We start from the raw sequence: 20,776 nt of genomic DNA, 5'->3' as shown, positions 1-20,776 counted from the left end.
ACGCACGATAAACAGGAACCGCCCATGCTGATCACCACCACCCCAAGCATCGAAGGCAAGCGCATCACCCGCTACTGCGGCGTGGTGGCCGGCGAGGCGATTCTCGGCGCCAACCTGTTCAAGGACCTGTTCGCCGGCATCCGCGACCTCGTCGGCGGCCGCTCCGCCACCTATGAAAAAGAACTCCAGCGCGCCCGCGAGATCGCCCTGCAGGAACTCCAGCAACGCGCCCAGGAGCTGGGCGCGAACGCCGTGATCGGCATCGACCTGGACTACGAAGTGCTGGGGCAGAGCAACGGCATGATGATGGTGTCGGCGAGCGGGACGGCGGTGGTGGTGGAGTGAGGGGAGAGATGGGTAAGAGGCAGTATTGACTACTCTGATTCTTCTCCCGGGCATGGATGGCACGGGATTGCTCTTCCAGCCGTTTATCGACGCGCTACCGGATGATATTCGTGTCATGGTTGTCCACTATCCCATCGATGAAACTCTCGGCTACCAGGCACTTCGATCCTATGTGGAAGCGGCTCTTCCTGAGGGGCCGCTAGTGCTGTTGGGTGAGTCTTTTTCCGGTCCTATTGCCACTGCCATCGCGGCGAGCTGCGCAGACCGGGTTAGAGGTCTCGTACTGTGCTGCACCTTCGTGCAAAATCCTCGACCGTTACTGGGCAGGTTCAAGGCGCTGCTGCCGCTGCTTCCGATTCGCAGCGTTCCCGGGTCTCTCATTGCAGCCCTTCTACTCGGCCGCTTCGCCACGCCTGCGTTACGTAGCTTGTTGGAGCACGCATTGTCTCGGGTATCCCCCTCTGTGCTGAGGGCGCGATTACGAGCGGTATCTTCCGTCGATGAGTCGGCGTCGCTGTTGGCAGCAAAAGCTCCGGTGCTCTACCTGCGCGCTACCGAGGACCGCTTGGTTCCAGCGGCCAATGCACGGTTGATCGAGCAACTTTGTTCGTCTGTGCATGTCATGCCGATTTCGGGGCCGCATTGCCTGCTGCAGGCTTGTCCAGCGGAAGCAGTGGCTGCCATCGACAGTTTTCTTCGAGAGGTGGAAAGCCGTCATCTTTATAGTGAACAGGCCTCGATGTGAGCGTTCATACCGGCCAGTGCATTTTATCCATACTAGGTAGTAACGATCAGGCCCCGGTCATAGGCATTTGCACAGGATGCTCGTATGATTTCAATGCAGTCATTGATTTCATTGGGGATGCCATGGCCAGTATCACGATTCGCAATCTGGATGACGACCTGAAAGCTCGGCTTCGAGTCGTTGCGGCCAGTCACGGTCGTTCGATGGAAGAAGAGGTCAGAGTCATTCTCCTCCAGGCGCTTTCTCGCCAGGCAACGCCAGGAGGGTTGGGAAGCAGAATTCATTCGCGCTTTGTCTCGGTTGGCGGCGCCGATCTCGATGTGCCAGAGCGCAACACTCAGCCACGGGCGGCGAGTTTCGACGAATGATTCTGCTTGATACCAACGTACTGTCCGAACTCATGCGGGCCAAGCCGGAGACCCGGGTCCTCGCCTGGGTGGATGCCCAGCCCGTAAGCGAGTTGTCGATTTCCTCCATCACCGTGGCGGAAATTCTCTATGGCATCGCCCGGTTACCGGACGGCAAGCGCAAGCACACCCTGTTCGAGATGGCGTCCGATATGTTCGATCAGGATTTTTCTGATCGCATTCTGCCTTTTGATGCCGACGCCGCCGTTCTCTATGCCGAAATAGCGGCAGACGCTGAAGCGAGGGGACGAAAAGTGGATATGGCGGATGTACAGATCGCGGCAATCGCTCGTTTGCACGATGCAACCATCGCCACTCGCAACATTCGCCATTTCGAGGCGCTCGGGGTCATTCTGGTCGACCCGTGGGCGTGACGAGCCAGTGCGCGGGTAATCATGCCTCTTCGGCCAGCTTTACAGCGACCAAAAGAAAAGGGGTTAGCTTTCGCTAACCCCTTTTTGGATATGGTGGCTACGCAGGGACTTGAACCCCGGACCCCAGCATTATGAATGCCGTGCTCTAACCAGCTGAGCTACGTAGCCATTCGAGGCGCGCATTATTCTCGGACGTGACCCGCCTGTCAACCCTCCCAGGGTGGCATTTTTTGGCGTTCCATCAAGCGGTTACGGGGTGGCGACTGGCAACGAAGAGCTTGCGCTGGATGCTTTCAGCCCACCGCCTTGAGCGGGGCTACTTCCTGCTCGATTTCTTCGCCAGACTCAGCATAGACAGTCGCCAGTGCGTATTCGGTCTGCAAATTCATCCAGAACTGAGCGGACGTATCAAAAAAGCGGCCAAGTCGGATAGCCGTATCGGCAGTGATGCCGCGACGCTCCCGCACGATGTCATTGATGGTCGGCGCCGACACATGAAGCGCGCGAGCGAGCGCCGCCGGTGTCATCGCCAGTGGCTGCAGGAATTCTTCGCGCAGTACTTCACCGGGATGAACCGGACGCATGCCGTTGATTGCCATGTTGCCACCTCCTCAGTGGTAATCGACGATCTCGACTTGTGTAGGGCCAGTGGCAGTCCACACAAAACAGATTCGCCATTGATCGTTGATTCTGATGCTGTGTTGATCTGCTCGATCTCCCTGCAACTGCTCCAGTCGGTTGCCCGGTGGAGAGCGGAGGTCTCGTAGCTCAACAGCCGCATTCAGCATCGTCAGCTTCCGCGTAGCCACATTGAGAACGTTGGCCCAGCGCCTGGAGCTTCCTGACTCAAACAGAGCCTGGGTTTCTGCACATCTGAAACTCAGGATCATACGTTAATCCTTAACGTTAAGCGTTATTGTGATCATACGCCATGATCCTCAGACGCCGCCAGGGCTTTTTGGCTTCACCATCACGCACTGGCCCTTCGCGCCACCAGCGATTCAGCAACATCCGCAGGGAGCGCTCGCCGGGTTGCGGCGGGGGGGGCGAAGCGGGGCATGTCCCGCAGGGCAATCCATAGGTCGCCCTGCCATTCCAGCAGGCTGATGCGCTGCCGATCCCACGCCATCAGCGTGCGCCTGGGTTCCTGCGCCCGGCTCTCCCAGGCATCGCGCAGGGCGGGCAAAGCCTCATGAGACAGCCAACGGCGCAGGCTGCGATTCTCAGGATGGCTGAAACGGCAGAGCGCACGATAAAGCGCGGACTCGCTCAATAGCTGAACAGGCTCCGAGTCGCCTTGGTGGGTACAGAAGGTCACCGTACGAACCTGATCGTCATCCATCAGCCGACAAATCCGCTCCGGGTGCCGATGCCCCATCAACAGGCCGAACTCCTTGGCGCACACCCAAGGCTGCCGGTCGATCATCACGCCGCGCAGCGGGCGGTTATGCCGCATCAGCGGCAGGGGGACATAGCTTTCTTCCATAAAGGCCTCCGTGGGTCAGGCAGGCGCGCGTCTTCGCTGATGGCTGCCATGCCAAGTGCTGAGCCAGCAGGGATTTCGTGCAGAACTGCGCTCGGAAGCGCGGCACATCAGACCGTTCCGTAACAAAGTCCCTATAATCGGGAAGCACCTGAATGGCTGTGGGGCATGTCAGGCGTTCGGGTGGAATAATGCCACTCTCTGTTGATTGTGGAATATTTCAACAGGCTATTGTTAAGACCTTTATGGAATCAACCCACGATAGAGTCCGGCTTTTTTTGTCTAAGATCGGCCACCGCGAGGTCAGTGAAGCTACTGGTATCAAGGAAGAGCGTTGCAAGACGATCCGATATGACAAGAGAGCGCATCTGAGAACAAGCGAGCTGGACTTGATGGCAGAGCGCTACCCTGAATATTCTCTGTGGTTGAGAACGGGCCGGGTCGATCCCGCCAATGGCGAGATCAGTCCTGACAGCCAAGAGGCCAACGTAAACGTGGCCAATCCAAACGCGGGATAGCGATCACCCAAGAAGTAGCTAGGCGCTGGTACGCCCGAAGGAATGGAGAAGACCAATGAAAAGGATGCTGTTGGCACTGGCCCTAGCCACAAGCTCCGCCCTCGCAGAAGAATCCAAGCCTGTTGCCACCCAAGTAGGTGATGCCCTAAGGCCTGCTGCCGAAGCCTACGGCAAAGGCATGCAGAAACTGGTGAACGAACTGTTCGCCGGATCCAAAAGCCCCATGGGCGAAGCCGCCCGAGCCAACCTCAAAGCCCAAGACCAACGAGAACGCGAAGCCAATCGCGGGGTTCGCCGCACCATGAAGGAATGCATCAAGCCTGGGTACGTTATTGATGATGACGTGAAGGAGTGTATGGAAGGGCTACGTAATAAAAATTGGTAGTGATCTGCCAGTAACAGATAATTTAATGGCTGATAAAGAATGAAAAAAATAATAGAGGATTTGAGAGGTAATCTCTCGGAGCTTAAGGATAAGCTTCATGAAAAATCATTGCCGGAAACTTTGATTAGCGAGGAGGTGGGCGTGACAGGCCCGGCGCTAACTAGGTTTGATATTGCCTGGAGGATTGAGCTTCTAATTGATAAATTAAAGGCTAACGAAGATGTTTTGATGAGTCAAAAGGAGGATGATTCTCTATTGGGGATACTTGTAGATAGAACGAAGTATCTTCTTGAGAGATCTATCCCATATCTTTTTCATGGCTCTAGCTCAACGGCCCAGTCGTTAATTACAAGTATTGAAGATGTTGAGTTTACGGTAAACGAGGAGTTGAGACGGTGTCAGGGAGATATTTTAGGAAGCAGGGAGACGCTGTCTAGAGACCTGCAAAGGGTGACAGTCCAAGTCAGGGCTATGGAGTCTAGACTGAAGGCTCTTGCACCTAGATCAGAAAATATTGAAAGTCTAGTGGGGCGAATAGAAAGCGCGGGAGAGGCTGCGGATAAGCTACCAACTGACCTTGAATCTCTTGAGGAGGCCAGAGCCAAAATAAATGAGGCCTTAATAGAGGTGGAGGCAAACAAAAGGCTTGTAGAGAAGTCGAAAAGTGACGCCGAAAAAATAGCTGATGTAATGAAAGCTTGTAGCGAGGACGCTGCAGCTGTATTGGAACGGTGCGAGACAGCATATGCATCCGCCACAAGTCAAGGATTGGCGGCAGCCTTTCAGGAGCGATCAGTTCTTCTGAATAAGTCAATAAAATCATGGGTTGCAGGTTTGGCAGTTGCACTGATCGTAGGTGGGGTTTTTGGTTCGCAGCAGATAGCGAAGCTGTCAGAGACAATTAATGGTAATAGTAATTCTACCGAAGTGATTATTATTAATCTGGTGTTGGCTGTGCTTTCGGTTGGTGCGCCAATATGGTTTGCTTGGATATCAACAAAACAAATAGGTGATAGGTTTAAGCTGTCAGAAGACTATGCGTTCAAGGCGTCTATCTCTAGAGCATATGAAGGCTATCGTCGGGAAGCTGCACGTCTAGATAAGGATTTGGAGCTTAGCCTTCTAAGTTCTGCTTTGAATCGACTGGATGAACTGCCTTTGAGACTGGTTGATCCGAAAAGCCATGGGAGTCCGTGGCATGAATTGCTTTCGTCTGAGGCTATTAAAGAAGCAGTTAAAACAGTTCCTGGATTTGTGTCAAACGTAGGGAAACTAGCGAATAGCGCCCTTGAGAAACTAGCTGCTGCAGATCAACGGCCAAGAAAGCATCGGGAAGAGCAAAGTACAGCTCCTAAAAGTGAACAAGGAGGCGGTGATTAGGGGGGCATTCAAGATGAATGTCTCTGCCTAAAATAGGCTGGAGATAACCTACAGATGAAAAGGCAGGGTTCAAGTTATTGCTTTTATCCTTGCCGTGGCAAGCTTGTAAGGTGCTATGTTTGAAAGATAGGAGGCGACATTCTTCGTGGAGGCGTCTTGGATATAAAGTGAGCAAAGAACAATTGTGGCTAGAGATAGGTAGTTAAAGTCGCCGCTTCTTATAGGCAAGAGTAGCGTCAAAAATGAAAGGCTGAATATTATTTCTAGGTACTCGAGTCTGTATCTTATAGCGGACTCTGTGGTCTCTTTTTCTGTTCGCCAAATTTCTTTGATAATGTAGTAGTTTTCAAGAAAGAAATCATTTTCCTTTTCTTCGATTGCTCTTAATGTGTTTATGGCTCTGCGTTGCTTTATTAATTCGGTTTTGTTTAGGTATGAAAATAAGAGGTAAATTATTCTAGGGGAAAAATAAAAGCACCAAGATATGGCTAGGGTAAATGAGCCCAGCGTGATAGCTGATAATGTCTCCCCGAATTTCATTGTTGTCTCGGAGATGGATGGGTTTGCGGTAATTAAATAAAACAGCTCGTAAATAGTGGGGGATAACATAAGGGACAAAAGCAAAAACATAATGCAGCGTTGCTTTGTCAGGAGTGCTTCAAATGGCTTTATTGCCTCGTCAAGTAGTTTGTCGATCATTATGGAACCCAATAAAAACTAAGTCTCCCGCCAACGGGTCAAAGGCACCATATACAGCTAAAGGGCATGCTACAATTAGGATTTCAGAACTTCCAAGATTGTGCTTGTTTAGCTCGAAGGCATCTGCCTCACTAGCTACAAGTAATTTTCTCTCTTTCTTTGTTGTTTTGCACATGAACTTCCCGACATAAGGAAATCCAGTTCCGCCTCTGTTTACAAGTCCATCAAGCCGGCCTAGGTACTTAACTGGATGAGCAAGTCGTTGCTCTCGCACTACCTTGGCAAACGCCTTGCTACGGTTTTGATCAAAATAGTACTTTGCAGAATGACTAGGGTCGGCGTTGGTGATTGTTATTGAATCTCCCGCACAGAGGCTTGAACGGAGAGGAGAGAGCATGTTGTTTATATCGTTCAAGAAAGCGGCTTGAGCATAGTCGCGATCTACAAAGTCCTGTTTGGAAATTAACTCGTCATGAGATATTGGGACTAAAGCGCCAGAGCTAATAAGGCTGCGCGTCATGTCAACTCTAGCATCAAAGCCAGAAAATTTTCCGGCAAGTAGGTTCTCAGTTTCATGGTAAGGGTCATCCATGAATGAATTGAATTTTGCCGCAACACCTGAAATAAAGTTGCCAACAAGAGGCAGAATTACTGACCCAGTCTCTAGCTGTTCAAGGTATAGGTCTGCATATTGATAGTTTGCTTGATGAAGTGTAGCGCCTTTTCCAACTATTCCTTGTCTTTCATATATAACGATCTTGTCAACAGCTCGCTGTAAAAACGGAAGAGTGTGTGCAAGTGTCCGAAGAGATATTCTATTACCTTCGGACATATATCCATCGAACTTTATGATTAGCTGTGGCGGCATTAGAACTTCAGACATACTTTCCAATCCCCAAAATCCATAATTCACAGAGCAATAAGATGCGGAATGCGACAGGAGAGGGAATTTAGTGCCCTTCCATGAGCCGTAGCGGCAATTTGCCTTCGCTAGGCTAGCGTGTGTAGCGAGTACACGTAAATAGGGGAAGGGGACTACATTCGTGGAGATTTCTGAAAAGGACTGGTCTAGCCTGCGTGGGGGAGGGCTGAAAGTCCCGTTTTATGGGGCTTTCTGGTTTAGTGGGGCGGTTCGTAGCGGATTCATAATGCTGATGTTCTAGGCCCAAGCTCAGGTGTGACCACCATACAAAACAAGGGGTTAGCGCAAGCTAACCCCTTGTTGTCTGTGCGCAAAAAATGGCTCTGTGAGGGTAGGTCAGCTTTAGCCCATCAGCCGCTCCAACGCACTATCCACATGCTCCTGCCATTCCCCGCGCGCCATTTCCTGATAGCCACTGCCGCCTGAGAACGCGCTCCCGACTACCAGATCGGGCTGCAGAATCCGCAGACCGGCGATGCTGGTGGCCATGGTCTGGCGGTCTTCGGGGCTGTTATGGCCTGGGATAAAACCGGCTTTCCAGCTGCCATCCGCGCTGCGGTAGAGGGGGTCGCCGGTAAACAGGTAGCGTTGGCCGGTCGGGCTGTGCACCAGAAAGCAGGTGCTGCCGGGGCTATGGCCCGGGGTGGGGATCACGTCGATATTGCCGAGCAGCGTCTGGCGCTCGTCGAAGAGGATATCCACCGGCGCGTGGCGGGCGAATTCCTCCTGTTCCCGGCGGTGGCCGCCAAGCCGGGTACCGAAGCGCTGGCGAATCTGCATCAGCGAGTCGCCCAGTTCGTCGCGGTGGCTGAGGAACTGATAGGCGACGCCGCCCAGCTTGGCCATTCGCTCGATCTCCTGGCGCAGGCTGGTGTTGTAGAACAGCAGGTTGCCGCTCTCGCGCGTCAGCAGGTAGGCGTGGGTGGTCAGGCCCGGCATGGGCGTCTCGGTCGCAGTTTCCCAGAGGCGAACCTTGATGGCATTAATCCCTAGTGCAATATACCCACGCTGCGTCCCTAGGGGTTTGGGGAGCAATGGAACCAAAAACCAACGTAAGCCATTTTTGATTCGTGACCGACATCCGTGCACCCTCTCCGCTGGCTTGGTAGGTTCCGGCCTCCAATTCACAGCTATGAGGGAAGCATGTGGCTGATTTGGCCAAGGTAGGCGACCCGGTTACTTGCCCGCGGTGCGGGCCTAACCACATCGTCAGCGGATCACCCGATACCCTGGTGGACCATCAACCCGCTGCGCTGGTGGGCGTCAGCAAGACCGCTTGTGGCGCCACCATCATCTCCGGACTGTCCTGGTTCTTCATCGACGACTGCCATGCCGCCGTGCACGGCAGCATGCATTCGCATGGAGGGGTGGTGTTGTCGTCCTCGACGGTGAAGACCGGAGCACCCAGCACCGCAGCCGGGCGTTACGCGGCCATCCCACCCATCGATTTCAATCGGGTCAGTTATGCGGGCCAGCGCTATGAGTACGGTGCTGATCCGAACCAGCCGCATTTGAAAGGCGGCCTGGTATTTATCGGCGAACCCGAGCAGGCATGCGTATTTGCCAAGACCTGCACCGTGCCTCCGGAGTCGACCGAGGCCGGCGCGCGAATCGAGCCCGTGGCCAACTTCGGCCAGGCCGTGGTGATGGGGTCGACGGCGATCGTCAGTACGGAGGGCGGCGCAACCCTTGGCCGGGTAGCCGGGCAAGCCGCGCTGGAGGCGCTCGGCACCTGGAGTCTACGCGGTGCTGCCGCCGCAGCTGGTACAGCGGCCAGTACCCTGTTGCTGGCCCTGTGGCCTACCAGCATGGGCGACTCCACCCTGACCGAGGAACAATTGCGCGGGATGATGGTGGCCCCCACCAGGGTGCGCTTTCAGTTCCGCAGGGATGCCGAAGGCATCATGCGGGTGTATGGCATTCACACCAGCGCGACCTCCGGCATGGACAGCGTGCCGGTGGTCAGCCAATGGCGGCAGGTCGGTAACGCAATGGAGGCGCAGCTCAACGGCGTTACCATCATCTGGACGCCGAATAATGGCCCCGTGGTGCAAGCGCCGACCACCTATCCGGGGGTGACCGATGCGCTGGAAAATATCCTGGTGCATCCGGTCGCAGAGGGCACCGATAGTCAGCTCGAAATCTATCCCGCCTCGGACGATATGACCTGGCAGGACTGCATCCTGGTTTTGCCGATTGAGTCGGGCGTGCCGCCGCTGTACGTGGTGTTTGCCAAACCGGCGGTCAATCCGCTGGAGGTGGGGATTTACAGCGATCTCAGCTCGCGCAGCCGGCGAGACGGCTTGGATATTGACCATATTCCCGCGCGGAGGGTGCTGGAAGCAAGACTATGGGAGCTTGATCCCGAGATGACTCAGCGCCAAGTAGACGACTATCTCAAGATGGCGCCAAGTATTGCGATTCCAGCCCGTGTTCACCAGAAGTACAGTGAGACCTACGGCGGGCGAAATACCAAGGTGAAGCAGGCCCTGGATGCCGCCAACCTGCAAGCAGCGGTGGACAGCAACTTCGATGCGATCAAGCGCGGACTACTGGAAGAAGGCTTCGCCGAAGCCGACATCGAGGCGGCTCGCGAGCAACTTCATACGCTCAACAAAGAACAGGGGTGGTACTGATGGACGCCGCAACCATTGAACACTGGATCAAGAACCTTGGGCGGAGCTACGACGCCTTGGTTGCTGATGGGGTCGTCCCGAGTCAACCCCTACAAGAATTGTATGAGGGTCGGGAGAGGGTATGCATTGAGCCCGAGCCGGGCCTTGAATTAAGTTTTTGGGCGGAGACAAGGCGCTTCGAGACGCTGTTTATCACCTTGTTCAAAACAACACCTTCAACAGTTGAGTACAAGGGTGAATTGCCCAAGCCTTTCTCACCTGTGATGGCCAAGACCGGCGTGCACGCAACTTTTGGTGAACCGATGGCTTCCAAGGGGCCGGTTAAGATGCCGCAGCCAATGGGCATGACAGGCGGTTGGGATGCCTATCGACTTGACCCTGGCACTTACCCCAATACAAAGGTGATATTCAAATACACCTCCGCCTTAATGGTCGATACGTTGGTATTCACCCTGATCGACAAGGGCCACGACTGACCCTTCCGCCACCAGGGTACTTCAACGAAGCGCCCTGGCGTGGCGTCGTCGGTGATAAGCGCTTTCGCCGCGGGGCGCGGCTCCTACAGGGGGCGTGGGGCAACAAATCACGGGCAAAGAAAACCCCGCCTAAGCGGGGTTCTCTCTGCGCTCACACCGATCAAACGTTAAAGCGGAAGTGCATCACGTCGCCGTCCTTGACGATGTAGTCCTTGCCTTCCAGGCGCCATTTGCCGGCTTCCTTGGCGCCGGCTTCGCCCTTGTACTGGATGAAGTCGTCGTAGGCGATGACTTCGGCGCGGATGAAGCCTTTCTCGAAGTCGGTGTGGATCACGCCGGCGGCCTGGGGGGCGGTGGCGCCGACCTTGACGGTCCAGGCGCGCACTTCTTTCACGCCGGCGGTGAAGTAGGTCTGCAGGTTGAGCAGGTCGTAGCCGGCGCGGATCACGCGGTTCAGGCCGGGTTCGTCCATGCCCATGGATTCGAGGAACATCAGTTTTTCCTCGTCGTCGTCCAGTTCGGCAATCTCGGCTTCGATCTTGTTGCACACCGGCACCACCACGGCGCCTTCTTCGGCGGCGATGGCTTTCACCACGTCGAGGTGCGGGTTGTTTTCGAAGCCGTCTTCGGCGACGTTGGCGATGTACATCACCGGCTTGCTGGTGAGCAGGTGGAAGCCGCGTGCCAGTTGCCTGTCGTCGTCGCCGAGGTTCTTCAGCAGGGTGCGTGCCGGCTTGCCTTCGGTGAAGTGCGGGATCAGTTTTTCCAGCAGGGCTTTCTGGGCCACGGCTTCCTTGTCGCCGCCCTTGGCGTTGCGGGCGACTTTCTGTAGCTGCTTCTCGCAGCTTTCCAGGTCGGCGAAGATCAGTTCCAGTTCGATGATTTCGATGTCGCGCTTGGGGTCGACGCTGTTGGCCACGTGGATGACGTTGTCGTCTTCGAAGCAGCGCACCACGTGGGCGATGGCATCGGTCTCGCGGATGTTGGCGAGGAATTTGTTGCCCAGGCCTTCACCTTTGGAGGCGCCTTCCACCAGCCCGGCGATGTCGACGAATTCCATGGTGGTGGGCAGCACGCGCTGCGGCTTGACGATCTCGGCCAGGGCGTCCAGGCGCGGGTCGGGCATGGGCACGATGCCGCTGTTCGGTTCGATGGTGCAGAACGGGAAGTTCTCCGCGGCGATACCGGATTTGGTGAGGGCGTTGAACAAGGTGGACTTGCCGACGTTGGGCAGGCCGACGATGCCGCAGTTGAATCCCATGGTGTGTCCCTCGCGGAGGTGAATTCGGTGGAAAAGGTAACTCAGGCCTTCTGGCTGTGCAGTGTCTGCATGGCTTTGGTCCAGTTCCCGTCGAGGATGTCTGGAAGCACGCCGAGGGCGAAGTCGATGCTGGTGTCGAGCAGGTCCTGTTCGCTGCGCGGTGCGCGGCCGAGGACGTAGCCGGAGACCAGGCTGCTGTGCCCCGGATGGCCGATGCCGAGCCGCAGGCGGTGGAAGTTATTCTGGTTGCCGAGTTGGGCGATGATGTCGCGCAGCCCGTTGTGTCCGCCATGGCCGCCGCCCTGTTTGAGCTTGGCGACGCCGGGAGGTATGTCGAGTTCGTCGTGGGCGACCAGGATGGCTTCCGGTGGTATGCGGAAGAAGTTCGCCAATGCCGCCACCGCCTGACCGCTGCGGTTCATGTAGGTGGTGGGGATCAGCAGGCGAATGTCGCGGCCCTGATGGGAGAATTTCCCGACCAGGCCGAAATATTTGCGGTCTGCGCTGAGGCTGGCGCCTTTGGCGGCTGCCACGCGCTCAACGAAAAGGGCCCCTGCGTTATGCCGGGTCTGGTCGTATTCGGGGCCGGGGTTACCCAGGCCGACGATCAGTTGGATGGCAGTCACGAGGAGCCCTTGTCAGCGAGCGAGTGCGATTACTCGGCTGCGCCTTCTTCTTTCACGACGCGGGACGGGTGGATGTTGGCCACCGCCAGGTCGTTGCCGTGGGCGAGGGCAACCAGTTCCACGCCGGCCGGCACTTTCAGGTCGGACAGGTGGACGATCTGGTTCAGCTCGACCTTGGCCATGTCGACTTCGATGAACTCCGGCAGGTCCTTCGGCAGGCAGGAAACTTCCACTTCGTTGATGGTGTGGGAGATTTCGCCACCGCCTTGCTTCACGCCAACCGCGATTTCCTGGTTGATGAAGTGCAGCGGAACGTGGGCGGTCAGCTTGTGGTCGGCTACGACGCGCAGGAAATCGGCGTGCAGGACGAAGCTCTTGGCCGGATGGCGCTGCAGGGCCTTGATCAGAACGGTTTCGGCGCTGTTGCCGATGTTCAGGGTGATCACGTGGCTGAAGGCAGCTTCGTTTTCCAGCAGCTTGGCGAAGTCCTTGGCCAGCAGGGAGATGGATTGCGGGGCCTTGTCGCCACCGTAGATCACGGCAGGAACCAGGCTGGCGTTACGACGCAGGCGGCGGCTCGCACCTTTCCCCAGGTCGGAACGCACTTCGGCATTCAGGGCAAACTCAGTCATTACGGTTCTCCAAAAATAACCAAAACGCCCACAGCGCTCGCGACCAGCACTGGGGCGGTTGGGCAAAAAGCCCCGCACGGAGGCGGGGCGCTTGTCGTCAGCAACGTCGGTAAGCCCTTGGCTTAGCGGAACATGGCGCTGATCGATTCTTCGTTGCTGATGCGGCGGACCGCTTCAGCGACTACCGGGGCAATATCCAGTTGGCGGATACGCGCACAGGCTTGTGCGGCGGCGGACAGCGGGATGGTGTTGGTCACCACCAGTTCGTCCAGCACGGAATTTTCAATGTTCTCGATGGCGCGGCCGGACAGCACCGGGTGGGTGCAGTAGGCGTAGACCTTGGCGGCACCGTGATCCTTCAGCGCCTTGGCGGCGTGGCAGAGGGTGCCGGCGGTGTCGACCATGTCGTCGACGAGGATGCAGGTACGGCCTTCGACATCACCGATGATGTGCATCACTTCGGACTGGTTGGCCTTCGGACGGCGCTTGTCGATGATTGCCAGGTCGACACCCAGGGATTTGGCGACCGCGCGGGCACGCACCACGCCGCCGATGTCCGGGGAGACGATCATCAGGTTGTCGAAACGCTGGTCTTCGATGTCGTCCACCAGAACGGGGGAGCCGTAGATGTTGTCCACGGGAATATCGAAGAAGCCCTGGATCTGGTCGGCATGCAGGTCAACGGTGAGGACGCGGTTGACGCCGACGACGGTCAGCATGTCCGCGACCACCTTGGCGCTGATCGCCACGCGGGCGGAACGCGGACGGCGGTCCTGGCGGGCATAGCCGAAGTAGGGGATCACAGCGGTGATTCGGGAAGCCGAGGAGCGGCGGAAGGCGTCGGCCAGTACCACCAGTTCCATCAGGTTATCGTTGGTGGGCGCGCAGGTCGGCTGGATCAGGAAGACGTCTTTACCACGAACGTTTTCATTGATTTCCGCGCTGATTTCGCCGTCGGAGAATTTGCCAACGGAGGCGTCGCCGAGGGGGATATGCAGCTGACGCACGACACGCCGGGCCAGATCGGGGTTTGCGTTCCCCGTGAAGACCATCATCTTGGACACGCGCAGTACCTGCCGGCTGAGGTGGACCTGATGAAATAAGAAATGGCAGGGGCGGCTGGATTCGAACCAACGCATGGCAGGATCAAAACCTGCTGCCTTACCGCTTGGCGACGCCCCTGTATCACGCTATGGATGCGCTGTGCATCCTTCTCAGGACAGTTCCTGTAACTTTCGGTGCAACATCGAAACGTTGCTTCCCTTGGCTACAAAAGCTGGCAGGGAGACCGGAAGTTGGGCCGCGACTTTATCAGCTTCGGCTTTGTTAGGGAAGGCCCCAAACACGCAACCACCAGTGCCGGTTAATCTAGCTGAAACGAATTTGTTTAGCAAGATCAAAGCGTTACGAACATCTGGGTAACGCTTCTCGACCACCGGCTGACAGTCATTTCGACCGCCCCGCTCGAGAACGGTGCGCACTGTAATGGCCGGAGTATCCCGTGTCAACTCCGGGTCGCAGAAAATTTCTGCTGTGCTGACAGAGACTTGCGGAACGGCCACGAGATACCAGGGCTCTTCCGGCTCCACCGGGACGAGTTTTTCCCCCACGCCTTCGGCGAAGGCCGCGTGCCCTCGTACGAACACCGGGACGTCCGCGCCCAGCGACAGGCCAAGGGCGGCCAGGCGGTCCTGGTTCCAGCCGAGCTGCCAGAGCCGGTCGAGGGCGAGCAGGGTGGTGGCCGCGTCCGAGCTGCCGCCGCCGATGCCGCCGCCCATGGGCAGGCGTTTCTCCAGCCAGATGTCGGCGCCCAGCGGGCAGCCGCTCTCGCGTTGCAGTTGGCGGGCGGCGCGGACGATAAGGTTGCTGTCGTGGGGCACGCCGGGAATGTCAGTGTGCAGACGGATTTCGCCGTCCTCGCGCACGGCGAAGCTGAGTTCGTCGCCATGGTCGAGGAATTGAAAAAGCGTTTGCAGTTCGTGGTAGCCATCGGCCCGGCGGCCGAGGATGTGCAACATCAGGTTGAGCTTGGCCGGGGCCGGCAGGGTTAGCTGTGGGGTCATGTCACTGGCCGAGCTGGCGCGGTTGCCAGTCCTTCACCACCAGGGTGATTTCCAGGTCGTGCCCGCGCAGCTTGAGGCGCTCCGGCAGGGTGTAGCCGTTCTGCTCGGCGTAGCGCTGGTAGTCGACCTCCCAGCCGTCCTGTTCGAGGCGTTGCAGGTGGCTTTCGCTGTCGAGGGTCAGTTGGCTCCGGGACTTCGGAGCCGGCAGGCCGCGTACCCACCAGAGCAGGTGGGAGACGGGCAGCTTCCAGCCCAGTTGTTCTTCCAGCAAGGCTTCCGGCGACTCCGCCTGGTAGCGGCCCTGGTTGGCGACCTCCAGGACGATTTCGCCGGGCCGCCCGGTCAGGCGGGCGGCGCCACGGCCGAGGGGGCCGGAGAGGCGGATGTCGTAGTAGTCCTGGCGTTGCAGCCAGAACAGGGTGCCGCTGCCGCTGGCGGATTTGCCGGAGGCGTCGCGCGGTGCGCGGATGCCGACCTTGCCGCTGATCTGCCAGGCATCGAGCTGGGCAATTTGTTCCTTGTGCGCTTTCCACAGGGCAGGGTTGCCCTGGCCTTGCAGGGATTCGCGGGACGTCAGGCCGGCACAGCCGCTGAGCAGGGCGATCAGGCCAAGGGCGATGAGGGAACGGAAAAGCATGGCGTCAGAGCGTCTCCGAGCCGGTCAGGCGCAGCAGCGTGCTGCGCAGGATCGGGCTGTCGGGTTGATCTTTCAGAGCTTTGGCCCAGACCTGCCGCGCCTCGCGCTGTTTGCCGCTGACCCAGAGGACTTCGCCCAGGTGCGCGGCCACTTCATGGTCCGGGAAACGTTGGATGGCCTGGCGCAGCAGACGTTCCGCCTCGGCGTTGTTGCCCAGGCGGAAATTCACCCAGCCGAGGCTGTCGAGAATGGCGGGGTCTTCCGGGTTCAACTGGTGCGCCTGTTCGATCAGCGTGCGTGCTTCTTCGTAGCGGGTGGTGCGGTCGGCGAGGGTGTAGCCCAGGGCGTTGAGGGCCATGGCATTGTCCGGCTCGCGTTCGATGACGAAGCGCAGGTCCTTTTCCAGTTGCGCCAGATCGTTGCGCTTCTCGGCGAGCATGGCACGGGTGTAGAGCAGGTTGAGGTCTTCGGGGAATTGTTCCAGGCCTTGCTGGATCACGTTCCAGGCTCGGTCGGTCTGCTGGCGGTTGCTGAAGGCTTCGGCTTCCATCAGGTAGAGCTGGATGGCGTAGTCCGGCTGGGTTTCGCGCGCCTTGGCGAGGCGGGCGGAGGCCTCGTCGGTGCGGCCGCTGTCGAGCAGGATTTCGGTCTGGCGCAATTGCGCGGGCAGGAAATCGTTGCCGGGGCCGACCAGGCCGTATTCGATCAGGGCGCTTTCCGGGTCCTTGCGTTCTTCGTAGACGCGGCCGAGGTTGAAGTGCGCGGCGTCTACATAGCTCTGCCGCTCCACCAGTTCTTCGAGGTAGACCGCCGCCTCGTCCCAGGCCTTGGCCTCCAGGCAGACGAGGGCGAGGGAGAAGCGCAGGTCGTCATCGTCGGGAAATTGCTGGACCAGGGAGGAGAACTCGCCCTTGGCGTCGTCGAGACGGTCCTGCTCGACCAGCAGGCGGGCGTAGGTCAGGCGCAGGCGCTTGTCGTCCGGGTGTTGCTTGATGCCTTTTTCCAGCAGCGGAATGGCTTCGTCGCCACGCTTGAGGCTTTGCAGCAGGCGGGCGCGCAGCAGCAGCGGCGCAATTTCGCGCTGGCTCGCCGGTTGGTCTTCCAAAAGCTCCAGAGCTTCTTCGGAGCGGCCGTCCTGTTGCAGGAGGAGCGCCTTGCCGAACAGCAACTGGCCGTTGTCCGGGGATTTTTCCAGCAGGCGATCAAAGCTCTGCAGCAGGCCGGCGCGGGTATCCGGATCGGTTTCCGCGGCGGACAGGGCGAGGAAGTCGAAGTGGGTGTCGCCCTGCTTCTGTAGGACCTTCTCCATGTAGATCATGGATTCGTCGTAGCGGCCGCCCCGCGCCAACTGGATGGCGGCGGCGCGCTGGGCGTCGACGTTGTCCGGCGCATTTTTCGCCCAGATCAGCGCGGTATCCAGGGCCGCCTGCTCGGCGCCGAGGTATTCGGCGATACGGAAGGCCCGTTCGGCGACGCCCGGGTCCTGGGTCGCGTTGGCCTGCTGCACGTAGTTGCCGAGGGCGATGTCGAAGCGGTTGCGTTGGCCGGCCAGCTCGGCGGTGAGCAGGGCGAACAGGGTCTCGCGACTGAACGAGCCATAGACCTGCGGCTTGCTTTCCTCGGGCGCCGGGCTGGCGTCCTCCACGGGCGGCGTGCCGTCGGTGTCGGAAGGGAACAAAGTCTGACAGCCGCCGAGAAAGAGGAGGGCGGTCAGCAACGCAACGGATTTATTCATAGATAAGGAAGGGCGACTAACCTGCGGTCGGAGCATCATGACACAAGCCGTCCGGCAAGCCCATGGGGCAAGGCCGATCCGCGTTCGGGCGAAACCTGCCTATTGGGACAATAGAGCGCAATGGTTGTTCTCGCCCAGACGAAGTAGGACAATTGCGCGCTTCCCGTTTCCGATCAGCGATTCCGCATGGCCTTCCTCGCCCTTGGTATCAACCACAAGACCGCCTCGGTGGACGTCCGTGAGCGCGTGGCGTTCACGCCGGAGCAGTTGGTTGAAGCCCTGCAGCAACTCTGCCGGGTTACGCCGAGCCGTGAGGCGGCGATCCTTTCCACTTGCAACCGCAGCGAGCTGTACCTCGAGCAGGAGCAGTTGGAAGTGGACGCCGTGCTTGCCTGGCTGGCCAACTATCACCAACTGAGCCTCGACGATTTGCGCGCCTGTGCCTATGTGCACCAGGACGATTCCGCCGTGCGCCACATGATGCGCGTCGCCTCCGGGCTGGACTCCATGGTGCTGGGCGAGCCGCAGATTCTCGGCCAGATGAAGTCCGCCTACGCGGTGGCCCGCGAGGCCGGCACCGTCGGCCCGCTGCTCGGCCGCCTGTTCCAGGCCACCTTCAGTACCGCCAAGCAGGTGCGGACCGATACCGCCATCGGCGAGAACCCGGTGTCCGTGGCCTTCGCCGCGGTGAGCCTGGCCAAGCAGATCTTCAGTGACCTGCACCGCAGCCAGGCGCTGCTGATCGGCGCCGGCGAGACGATCACCCTGGTGGCGCGCCACCTGCACGAGCAAGGTGTCAAGCGCATCGTCGTCGCCAACCGCACCCTGGAACGGGCCAGCTCGCTGGCCGAGCAGTTCGGTGCCCATGCCATCCTGCTCGCCGATATTCCCCAGGAACTGGCCAACAGCGACATCGTCATCAGCTCGACCGCCAGCCAGTTGCCGATCCTCGGCAAGGGGGCGGTGGAGCGGGCGCTCAAGCTGCGTAAGCACAAGCCGATCTTCATGGTCGACATCGCCGTGCCGCGCGATATCGAACCCGAGGTCGGCGAGCTGGATGACGTCTACCTCTATAGCGTCGATGACCTGCACGAGGTCATCGCGGAAAACCTCAAGAGCCGCCAGGGGGCTGCCCAGGCCGCCGAGGAGCTAGTCGCCGTCGGTGCGGACGATTTCATGCTGCGCCTGCGCGAGCTGGCCGCTGTGGATGTGCTCAAGGCCTACCGGCAGCAGGCCGAGCGGGTGCGCGACGAGGAGCTGGGCAAGGCGCTGCGCCTGCTCGGCAACGGTGCCGATCCTGCCGAGGTGATGGCCGCCCTGGCCCGTGGGTTGACCAACAAGCTGCTGCATGCACCGAGCGTGCAATTGAAGAAACTCTCCGCCGAAGGCCGTATCGACGCCTTGACCATGGCCCAGGAACTCTTTGCCCTCGACGGGGCGCCGGACAAGAAACCGTGATGAAAGCTTCTTTGCTGAACAAGCTGGACATCCTCCACGACCGCTACGAAGAACTCACCGCGCTGCTCGGCGACGCCGAGGTGATCAGCGACCAGGGCAAGTTCCGCGCGTATTCCAAGGAGTACGCCGAGGTCGAGCCGGTGGTCCAGGCTTACCGTGAGTTCCGCAAGGTCCAGGCCGACCTGGAGGGCGCCCAGGCGCTGCTCAAGGACAGCGACCCGGACCTGCGCGAGATGGCTGCCGAGGAAGTGGCCCAAGCCAAGGGGCAACTGGTCGAACTGGAAAACCGCCTGCAACGCATGCTGCTGCCGAAGGATCCCAACGACGGTCGCAACGTGTTCCTGGAAATCCGCGCCGGTACCGGCGGCGACGAGGCGGCGATCTTCTCCGGCGACCTGTTCCGCATGTATTCGCGCTATGCCGAGCGCCAGGGCTGGCGCGTCGAGATTCTCTCGGAGAATCCGGGCGAGCACGGCGGCTACAAGGAAATCATTTCCCGCGTGGAAGGCGACAACGTCTACGCCAAGCTCAAGTTCGAGTCCGGTGCGCACCGCGTGCAGCGGGTCCCGGAGACCGAGTCGCAGGGGCGCATCCACACCTCCGCCTGTACGGTGGCGGTGCTGCCCGAGCCGGACGAGCAGGCGGCCATCGAGATCAACCCGGCGGACCTGCGTGTCGATACCTACCGTTCCTCCGGGGCGGGCGGTCAGCACGTGAACAAGACCGACTCGGCGATCCGCATCACCCACTTGCCCACCGGCATCGTCGTCGAATGCCAGGAGGAACGCTCGCAGCACAAGAACCGCGCCAAGGCCATGGCCTGGCTGGCGGCCAAGCTGCAGGACCAGCAGGATGCCGCGGCGCACAAGGAAATCTCCGAGACGCGCAAGCTGCTGGTGGGCTCCGGCGACCGCTCCGAGCGTATCCGTACCTACAACTTCCCCCAGGGGCGGGTGACCGATCACCGCATCAACCTGACCCTCTATGCGCTGGACGAGGTCATGGCCGGTGGCGTGGAGTCGGTGATCGAGCCGTTGTTGAGCGAATACCAGGCCGACCAGTTGGCGGCGCTGGGAGATTGAATCCAGAGCGGCAAGCTGCAAGCTATAGGCTTCAAGAGTACGGCGGGGTCAGTCTGACCCCGTCTGCGAGAGAGATTCCATGCCCAGCATTCAGACCCTTCTCGATGGCGCCACGCTGCCCGACTCGCCCACCGCACGGCTGGACGCGGAGTTGTTGCTGGCCCACGTGTTGGGCAAGTCGCGCAGCTACCTGCGGACCTGGCCTGAACAAGCGGTGATCGATGAACAAGCGCAGCGATTCGGCGCGTTGATCGAACGCCGCCGCAGCGGCGAGCCGGTGGCCTATATTCTCGGCCGCCAGGGGTTCTGGAGTCTCGATCTGGAGGTGGCGCCACACACCCTGATCCCGCGCGCCGATACCGAGCTGCTGGTGGAAACCGCGCTGGAACTGCTCCCGGCCGGGCCGGCACGGGTGCTCGATCTCGGCACTGGAACCGGCGCCATCGCCCTGGCCTTGGCCAGCGAGCGACCGGGCTGGACGCTGGTCGGCGTCGACCGGGTGCCGGAAGCGGTGGCGCTGGCCGAGCGCAACCGGGTTCGCCTGAAGCGGGGCAACGCGCGATTCTGCGAAAGCCACTGGTTTTCCGCCCTGGCCGGCGAACGCTTCCGGATGATCCTGGCCAACCCGCCTTATATCGCGGCGGACGACCGCCACCTCGGCGAGGGCGACGTTCGTTTCGAACCGGCCAGCGCCTTGGTGGCGGGGGCGGATGGGCTGGACGATATCCGCGCCATTATCGAGCAGGCGCCGGCCTATCTCGAGGCGGGTGGTTGGCTGCTGCTGGAGCATGGCTTCGACCAGGCGGCGGCCGTGCGCGACCTGTTCGCCGCGCGAGGCTTCATCAAGGTGGAGAGCCGTCGCGATCTTGGCGGCCATGAACGGATCAGCCTGGGGAGTTTCCCATGAGCGAC

Annotated in this window: 25 protein-coding genes and 2 tRNA genes; 12 read left to right on the top strand and 15 right to left on the bottom strand. The window is 59.3% G+C overall.

The annotated features are described in order from the left end of the window. Positions 1 to 24 precede the first annotated feature (24 nt). The 4 genes from BZL41_RS23660 (at position 25) to BZL41_RS23645 (ending at position 1,871) form a co-directional block, all read left to right on the top strand. On the top strand, positions 25 to 345 hold the full coding sequence (locus BZL41_RS23660; RefSeq protein ID WP_084335439.1) for a heavy metal-binding domain-containing protein: 321 nt from the start codon (positions 25 to 27) through the stop codon (positions 343 to 345). A 25-nt stretch (positions 346 to 370) separates the two neighbouring features. Continuing rightward, complete coding sequence (locus BZL41_RS23655; protein WP_256578233.1) at positions 371 to 1,090, top strand: alpha/beta fold hydrolase; 720 nt, start codon at positions 371 to 373, stop codon at positions 1,088 to 1,090. 122 nt (positions 1,091 to 1,212) lie between these two features. After that, positions 1,213 to 1,458, top strand: a complete 246-nt coding sequence (locus BZL41_RS23650; protein WP_095601535.1) for an Arc family DNA-binding protein — start codon at positions 1,213 to 1,215, stop codon at positions 1,456 to 1,458. Then, complete coding sequence (locus BZL41_RS23645) at positions 1,455 to 1,871, top strand: type II toxin-antitoxin system VapC family toxin (RefSeq protein WP_095601519.1); 417 nt, start codon at positions 1,455 to 1,457, stop codon at positions 1,869 to 1,871. Before BZL41_RS23650 ends, BZL41_RS23645 begins: the two co-directional genes overlap by 4 nt. Positions 1,872 to 1,962: 91 nt before the next feature. On the opposite strand, the gene BZL41_RS23640 is transcribed toward BZL41_RS23645, so the two are convergent. From BZL41_RS23640 to BZL41_RS23625, 4 genes are all read right to left on the bottom strand, one after another. After that, positions 1,963 to 2,039, bottom strand: a tRNA-Met gene (locus BZL41_RS23640). A gap of 125 nt (positions 2,040 to 2,164) precedes the next feature. Next, positions 2,165 to 2,470, bottom strand: a complete 306-nt coding sequence (locus tag BZL41_RS23635; RefSeq protein WP_095601518.1) for a HigA family addiction module antitoxin — start codon at positions 2,468 to 2,470, stop codon at positions 2,165 to 2,167. A 12-nt stretch (positions 2,471 to 2,482) separates the two neighbouring features. After that, complete coding sequence (locus BZL41_RS23630) at positions 2,483 to 2,761, bottom strand: type II toxin-antitoxin system RelE/ParE family toxin (protein WP_095601517.1); 279 nt, start codon at positions 2,759 to 2,761, stop codon at positions 2,483 to 2,485. An 80-nt stretch (positions 2,762 to 2,841) separates the two neighbouring features. After that, positions 2,842 to 3,357 carry a BRO family protein gene (locus BZL41_RS23625; protein ID WP_095601516.1) on the bottom strand — a complete coding sequence of 172 codons (516 nt, stop codon included), beginning with the start codon at positions 3,355 to 3,357 and terminating at the stop codon, positions 2,842 to 2,844. A 188-nt stretch (positions 3,358 to 3,545) separates the two neighbouring features. Here BZL41_RS23625 and BZL41_RS28240 point away from each other — a divergent pair, with 188 nt between their 5' ends. From BZL41_RS28240 to BZL41_RS28235, 3 genes are read left to right on the top strand one after another with little or no spacing between them, the layout of a single operon-like run. Further along, a complete protein-coding gene (locus BZL41_RS28240) occupies positions 3,546 to 3,872 on the top strand; it encodes a hypothetical protein (RefSeq protein WP_143518155.1) in 327 nt (108 codons plus the stop codon). A 55-nt stretch (positions 3,873 to 3,927) separates the two neighbouring features. Further along, a complete protein-coding gene (locus BZL41_RS23620; RefSeq protein ID WP_095601515.1) occupies positions 3,928 to 4,257 on the top strand; it encodes a hypothetical protein in 330 nt (109 codons plus the stop codon). 39 nt (positions 4,258 to 4,296) lie between these two features. Further along, entirely contained in the window at positions 4,297 to 5,637 is a 1,341-nt protein-coding gene (locus tag BZL41_RS28235) for a hypothetical protein (protein ID WP_143518154.1), read from the top strand. Between the two features lie 69 nt (positions 5,638 to 5,706). On the opposite strand, the gene BZL41_RS28230 is transcribed toward BZL41_RS28235, so the two are convergent. The 3 genes from BZL41_RS28230 to BZL41_RS23615 form a co-directional block, all read right to left on the bottom strand. Next, the gene (locus BZL41_RS28230; RefSeq protein WP_143518153.1) at positions 5,707 to 6,336 is read right to left on the bottom strand and encodes a hypothetical protein; all 630 of its coding nucleotides are present in this window, start codon (positions 6,334 to 6,336) and stop codon (positions 5,707 to 5,709) included. Continuing rightward, positions 6,317 to 7,219 (bottom strand): hypothetical protein, encoded by a 903-nt coding sequence (locus tag BZL41_RS28225; protein ID WP_143518152.1) that lies wholly within the window; start codon positions 7,217 to 7,219, stop codon positions 6,317 to 6,319. The genes BZL41_RS28230 and BZL41_RS28225 overlap by 20 nt, the downstream gene beginning before the upstream one ends. Positions 7,220 to 7,600: 381 nt before the next feature. Beyond that, positions 7,601 to 8,197, bottom strand: coding sequence for an MBL fold metallo-hydrolase (locus tag BZL41_RS23615; RefSeq protein ID WP_095601514.1), 597 nt, complete (start codon positions 8,195 to 8,197; stop codon positions 7,601 to 7,603). Positions 8,198 to 8,403: 206 nt separating this feature from the next. Here BZL41_RS23615 and BZL41_RS23610 point away from each other — a divergent pair, with 206 nt between their 5' ends. Both BZL41_RS23610 and BZL41_RS23605 read left to right on the top strand, forming a co-directional pair. Then, positions 8,404 to 9,894 carry an S-type pyocin domain-containing protein gene (locus BZL41_RS23610; protein ID WP_143518151.1) on the top strand — a complete coding sequence of 497 codons (1,491 nt, stop codon included), beginning with the start codon at positions 8,404 to 8,406 and terminating at the stop codon, positions 9,892 to 9,894. Continuing rightward, positions 9,894 to 10,370, top strand: coding sequence for a DUF6392 family protein (locus BZL41_RS23605; protein ID WP_095601513.1), 477 nt, complete (start codon positions 9,894 to 9,896; stop codon positions 10,368 to 10,370). The genes BZL41_RS23610 and BZL41_RS23605 overlap by 1 nt, the downstream gene beginning before the upstream one ends. A gap of 160 nt (positions 10,371 to 10,530) precedes the next feature. On the opposite strand, the gene ychF is transcribed toward BZL41_RS23605, so the two are convergent. The 8 genes from ychF to BZL41_RS23565 form a co-directional block, all read right to left on the bottom strand. After that, a complete protein-coding gene (ychF, locus tag BZL41_RS23600; protein ID WP_095601512.1) occupies positions 10,531 to 11,631 on the bottom strand; it encodes a redox-regulated ATPase YchF in 1,101 nt (366 codons plus the stop codon). 41 nt (positions 11,632 to 11,672) lie between these two features. Further along, positions 11,673 to 12,257 carry an aminoacyl-tRNA hydrolase gene (gene pth / locus BZL41_RS23595; RefSeq protein WP_095601511.1) on the bottom strand — a complete coding sequence of 195 codons (585 nt, stop codon included), beginning with the start codon at positions 12,255 to 12,257 and terminating at the stop codon, positions 11,673 to 11,675. 29 nt (positions 12,258 to 12,286) lie between these two features. Then, positions 12,287 to 12,889: a 50S ribosomal protein L25/general stress protein Ctc gene (locus BZL41_RS23590; protein ID WP_095601510.1), complete on the bottom strand. Its 603-nt coding sequence runs from the start codon at positions 12,887 to 12,889 to the stop codon at positions 12,287 to 12,289. A gap of 122 nt (positions 12,890 to 13,011) precedes the next feature. Continuing rightward, positions 13,012 to 13,953 (bottom strand): ribose-phosphate pyrophosphokinase, encoded by a 942-nt coding sequence (locus tag BZL41_RS23585; RefSeq protein ID WP_084335555.1) that lies wholly within the window; start codon positions 13,951 to 13,953, stop codon positions 13,012 to 13,014. 43 nt (positions 13,954 to 13,996) lie between these two features. After that, positions 13,997 to 14,071: transfer RNA gene (locus BZL41_RS23580), tRNA-Gln, on the bottom strand. A gap of 32 nt (positions 14,072 to 14,103) precedes the next feature. Further along, positions 14,104 to 14,952, bottom strand: a complete 849-nt coding sequence (gene ispE / locus BZL41_RS23575) for a 4-(cytidine 5'-diphospho)-2-C-methyl-D-erythritol kinase (protein WP_095601509.1) — start codon at positions 14,950 to 14,952, stop codon at positions 14,104 to 14,106. A gap of 1 nt (position 14,953) precedes the next feature. Then, positions 14,954 to 15,589, bottom strand: coding sequence for a lipoprotein insertase outer membrane protein LolB (lolB, locus tag BZL41_RS23570; protein ID WP_095601508.1), 636 nt, complete (start codon positions 15,587 to 15,589; stop codon positions 14,954 to 14,956). A gap of 4 nt (positions 15,590 to 15,593) precedes the next feature. Then, complete coding sequence (locus BZL41_RS23565; RefSeq protein ID WP_371916564.1) at positions 15,594 to 17,324, bottom strand: tetratricopeptide repeat protein; 1,731 nt, start codon at positions 17,322 to 17,324, stop codon at positions 15,594 to 15,596. A 186-nt stretch (positions 17,325 to 17,510) separates the two neighbouring features. Between BZL41_RS23565 and hemA the strand changes: the two genes are divergently transcribed. The 3 genes from hemA to prmC all read left to right on the top strand — a co-directional run bounded on the left by hemA (position 17,511) and on the right by prmC (position 20,771). Further along, positions 17,511 to 18,782, top strand: a complete 1,272-nt coding sequence (hemA, locus tag BZL41_RS23560; protein ID WP_095601506.1) for a glutamyl-tRNA reductase — start codon at positions 17,511 to 17,513, stop codon at positions 18,780 to 18,782. Continuing rightward, a complete protein-coding gene (gene prfA, locus BZL41_RS23555) occupies positions 18,782 to 19,864 on the top strand; it encodes a peptide chain release factor 1 (protein ID WP_095601505.1) in 1,083 nt (360 codons plus the stop codon). The genes hemA and prfA overlap by 1 nt, the downstream gene beginning before the upstream one ends. A gap of 79 nt (positions 19,865 to 19,943) precedes the next feature. Next, positions 19,944 to 20,771, top strand: coding sequence for a peptide chain release factor N(5)-glutamine methyltransferase (prmC, locus tag BZL41_RS23550; protein ID WP_095601504.1), 828 nt, complete (start codon positions 19,944 to 19,946; stop codon positions 20,769 to 20,771). Positions 20,772 to 20,776: the final 5 nt, after the last annotated feature.

The sequence above is a fragment of the Pseudomonas sp. PIC25 genome, from assembly GCF_002286785.1.
Taxonomy (GTDB): Bacteria; Pseudomonadota; Gammaproteobacteria; order Pseudomonadales; family Pseudomonadaceae; genus Pseudomonas_M.
This window is presented reverse-complemented; position numbering and strand designations above follow the sequence as displayed.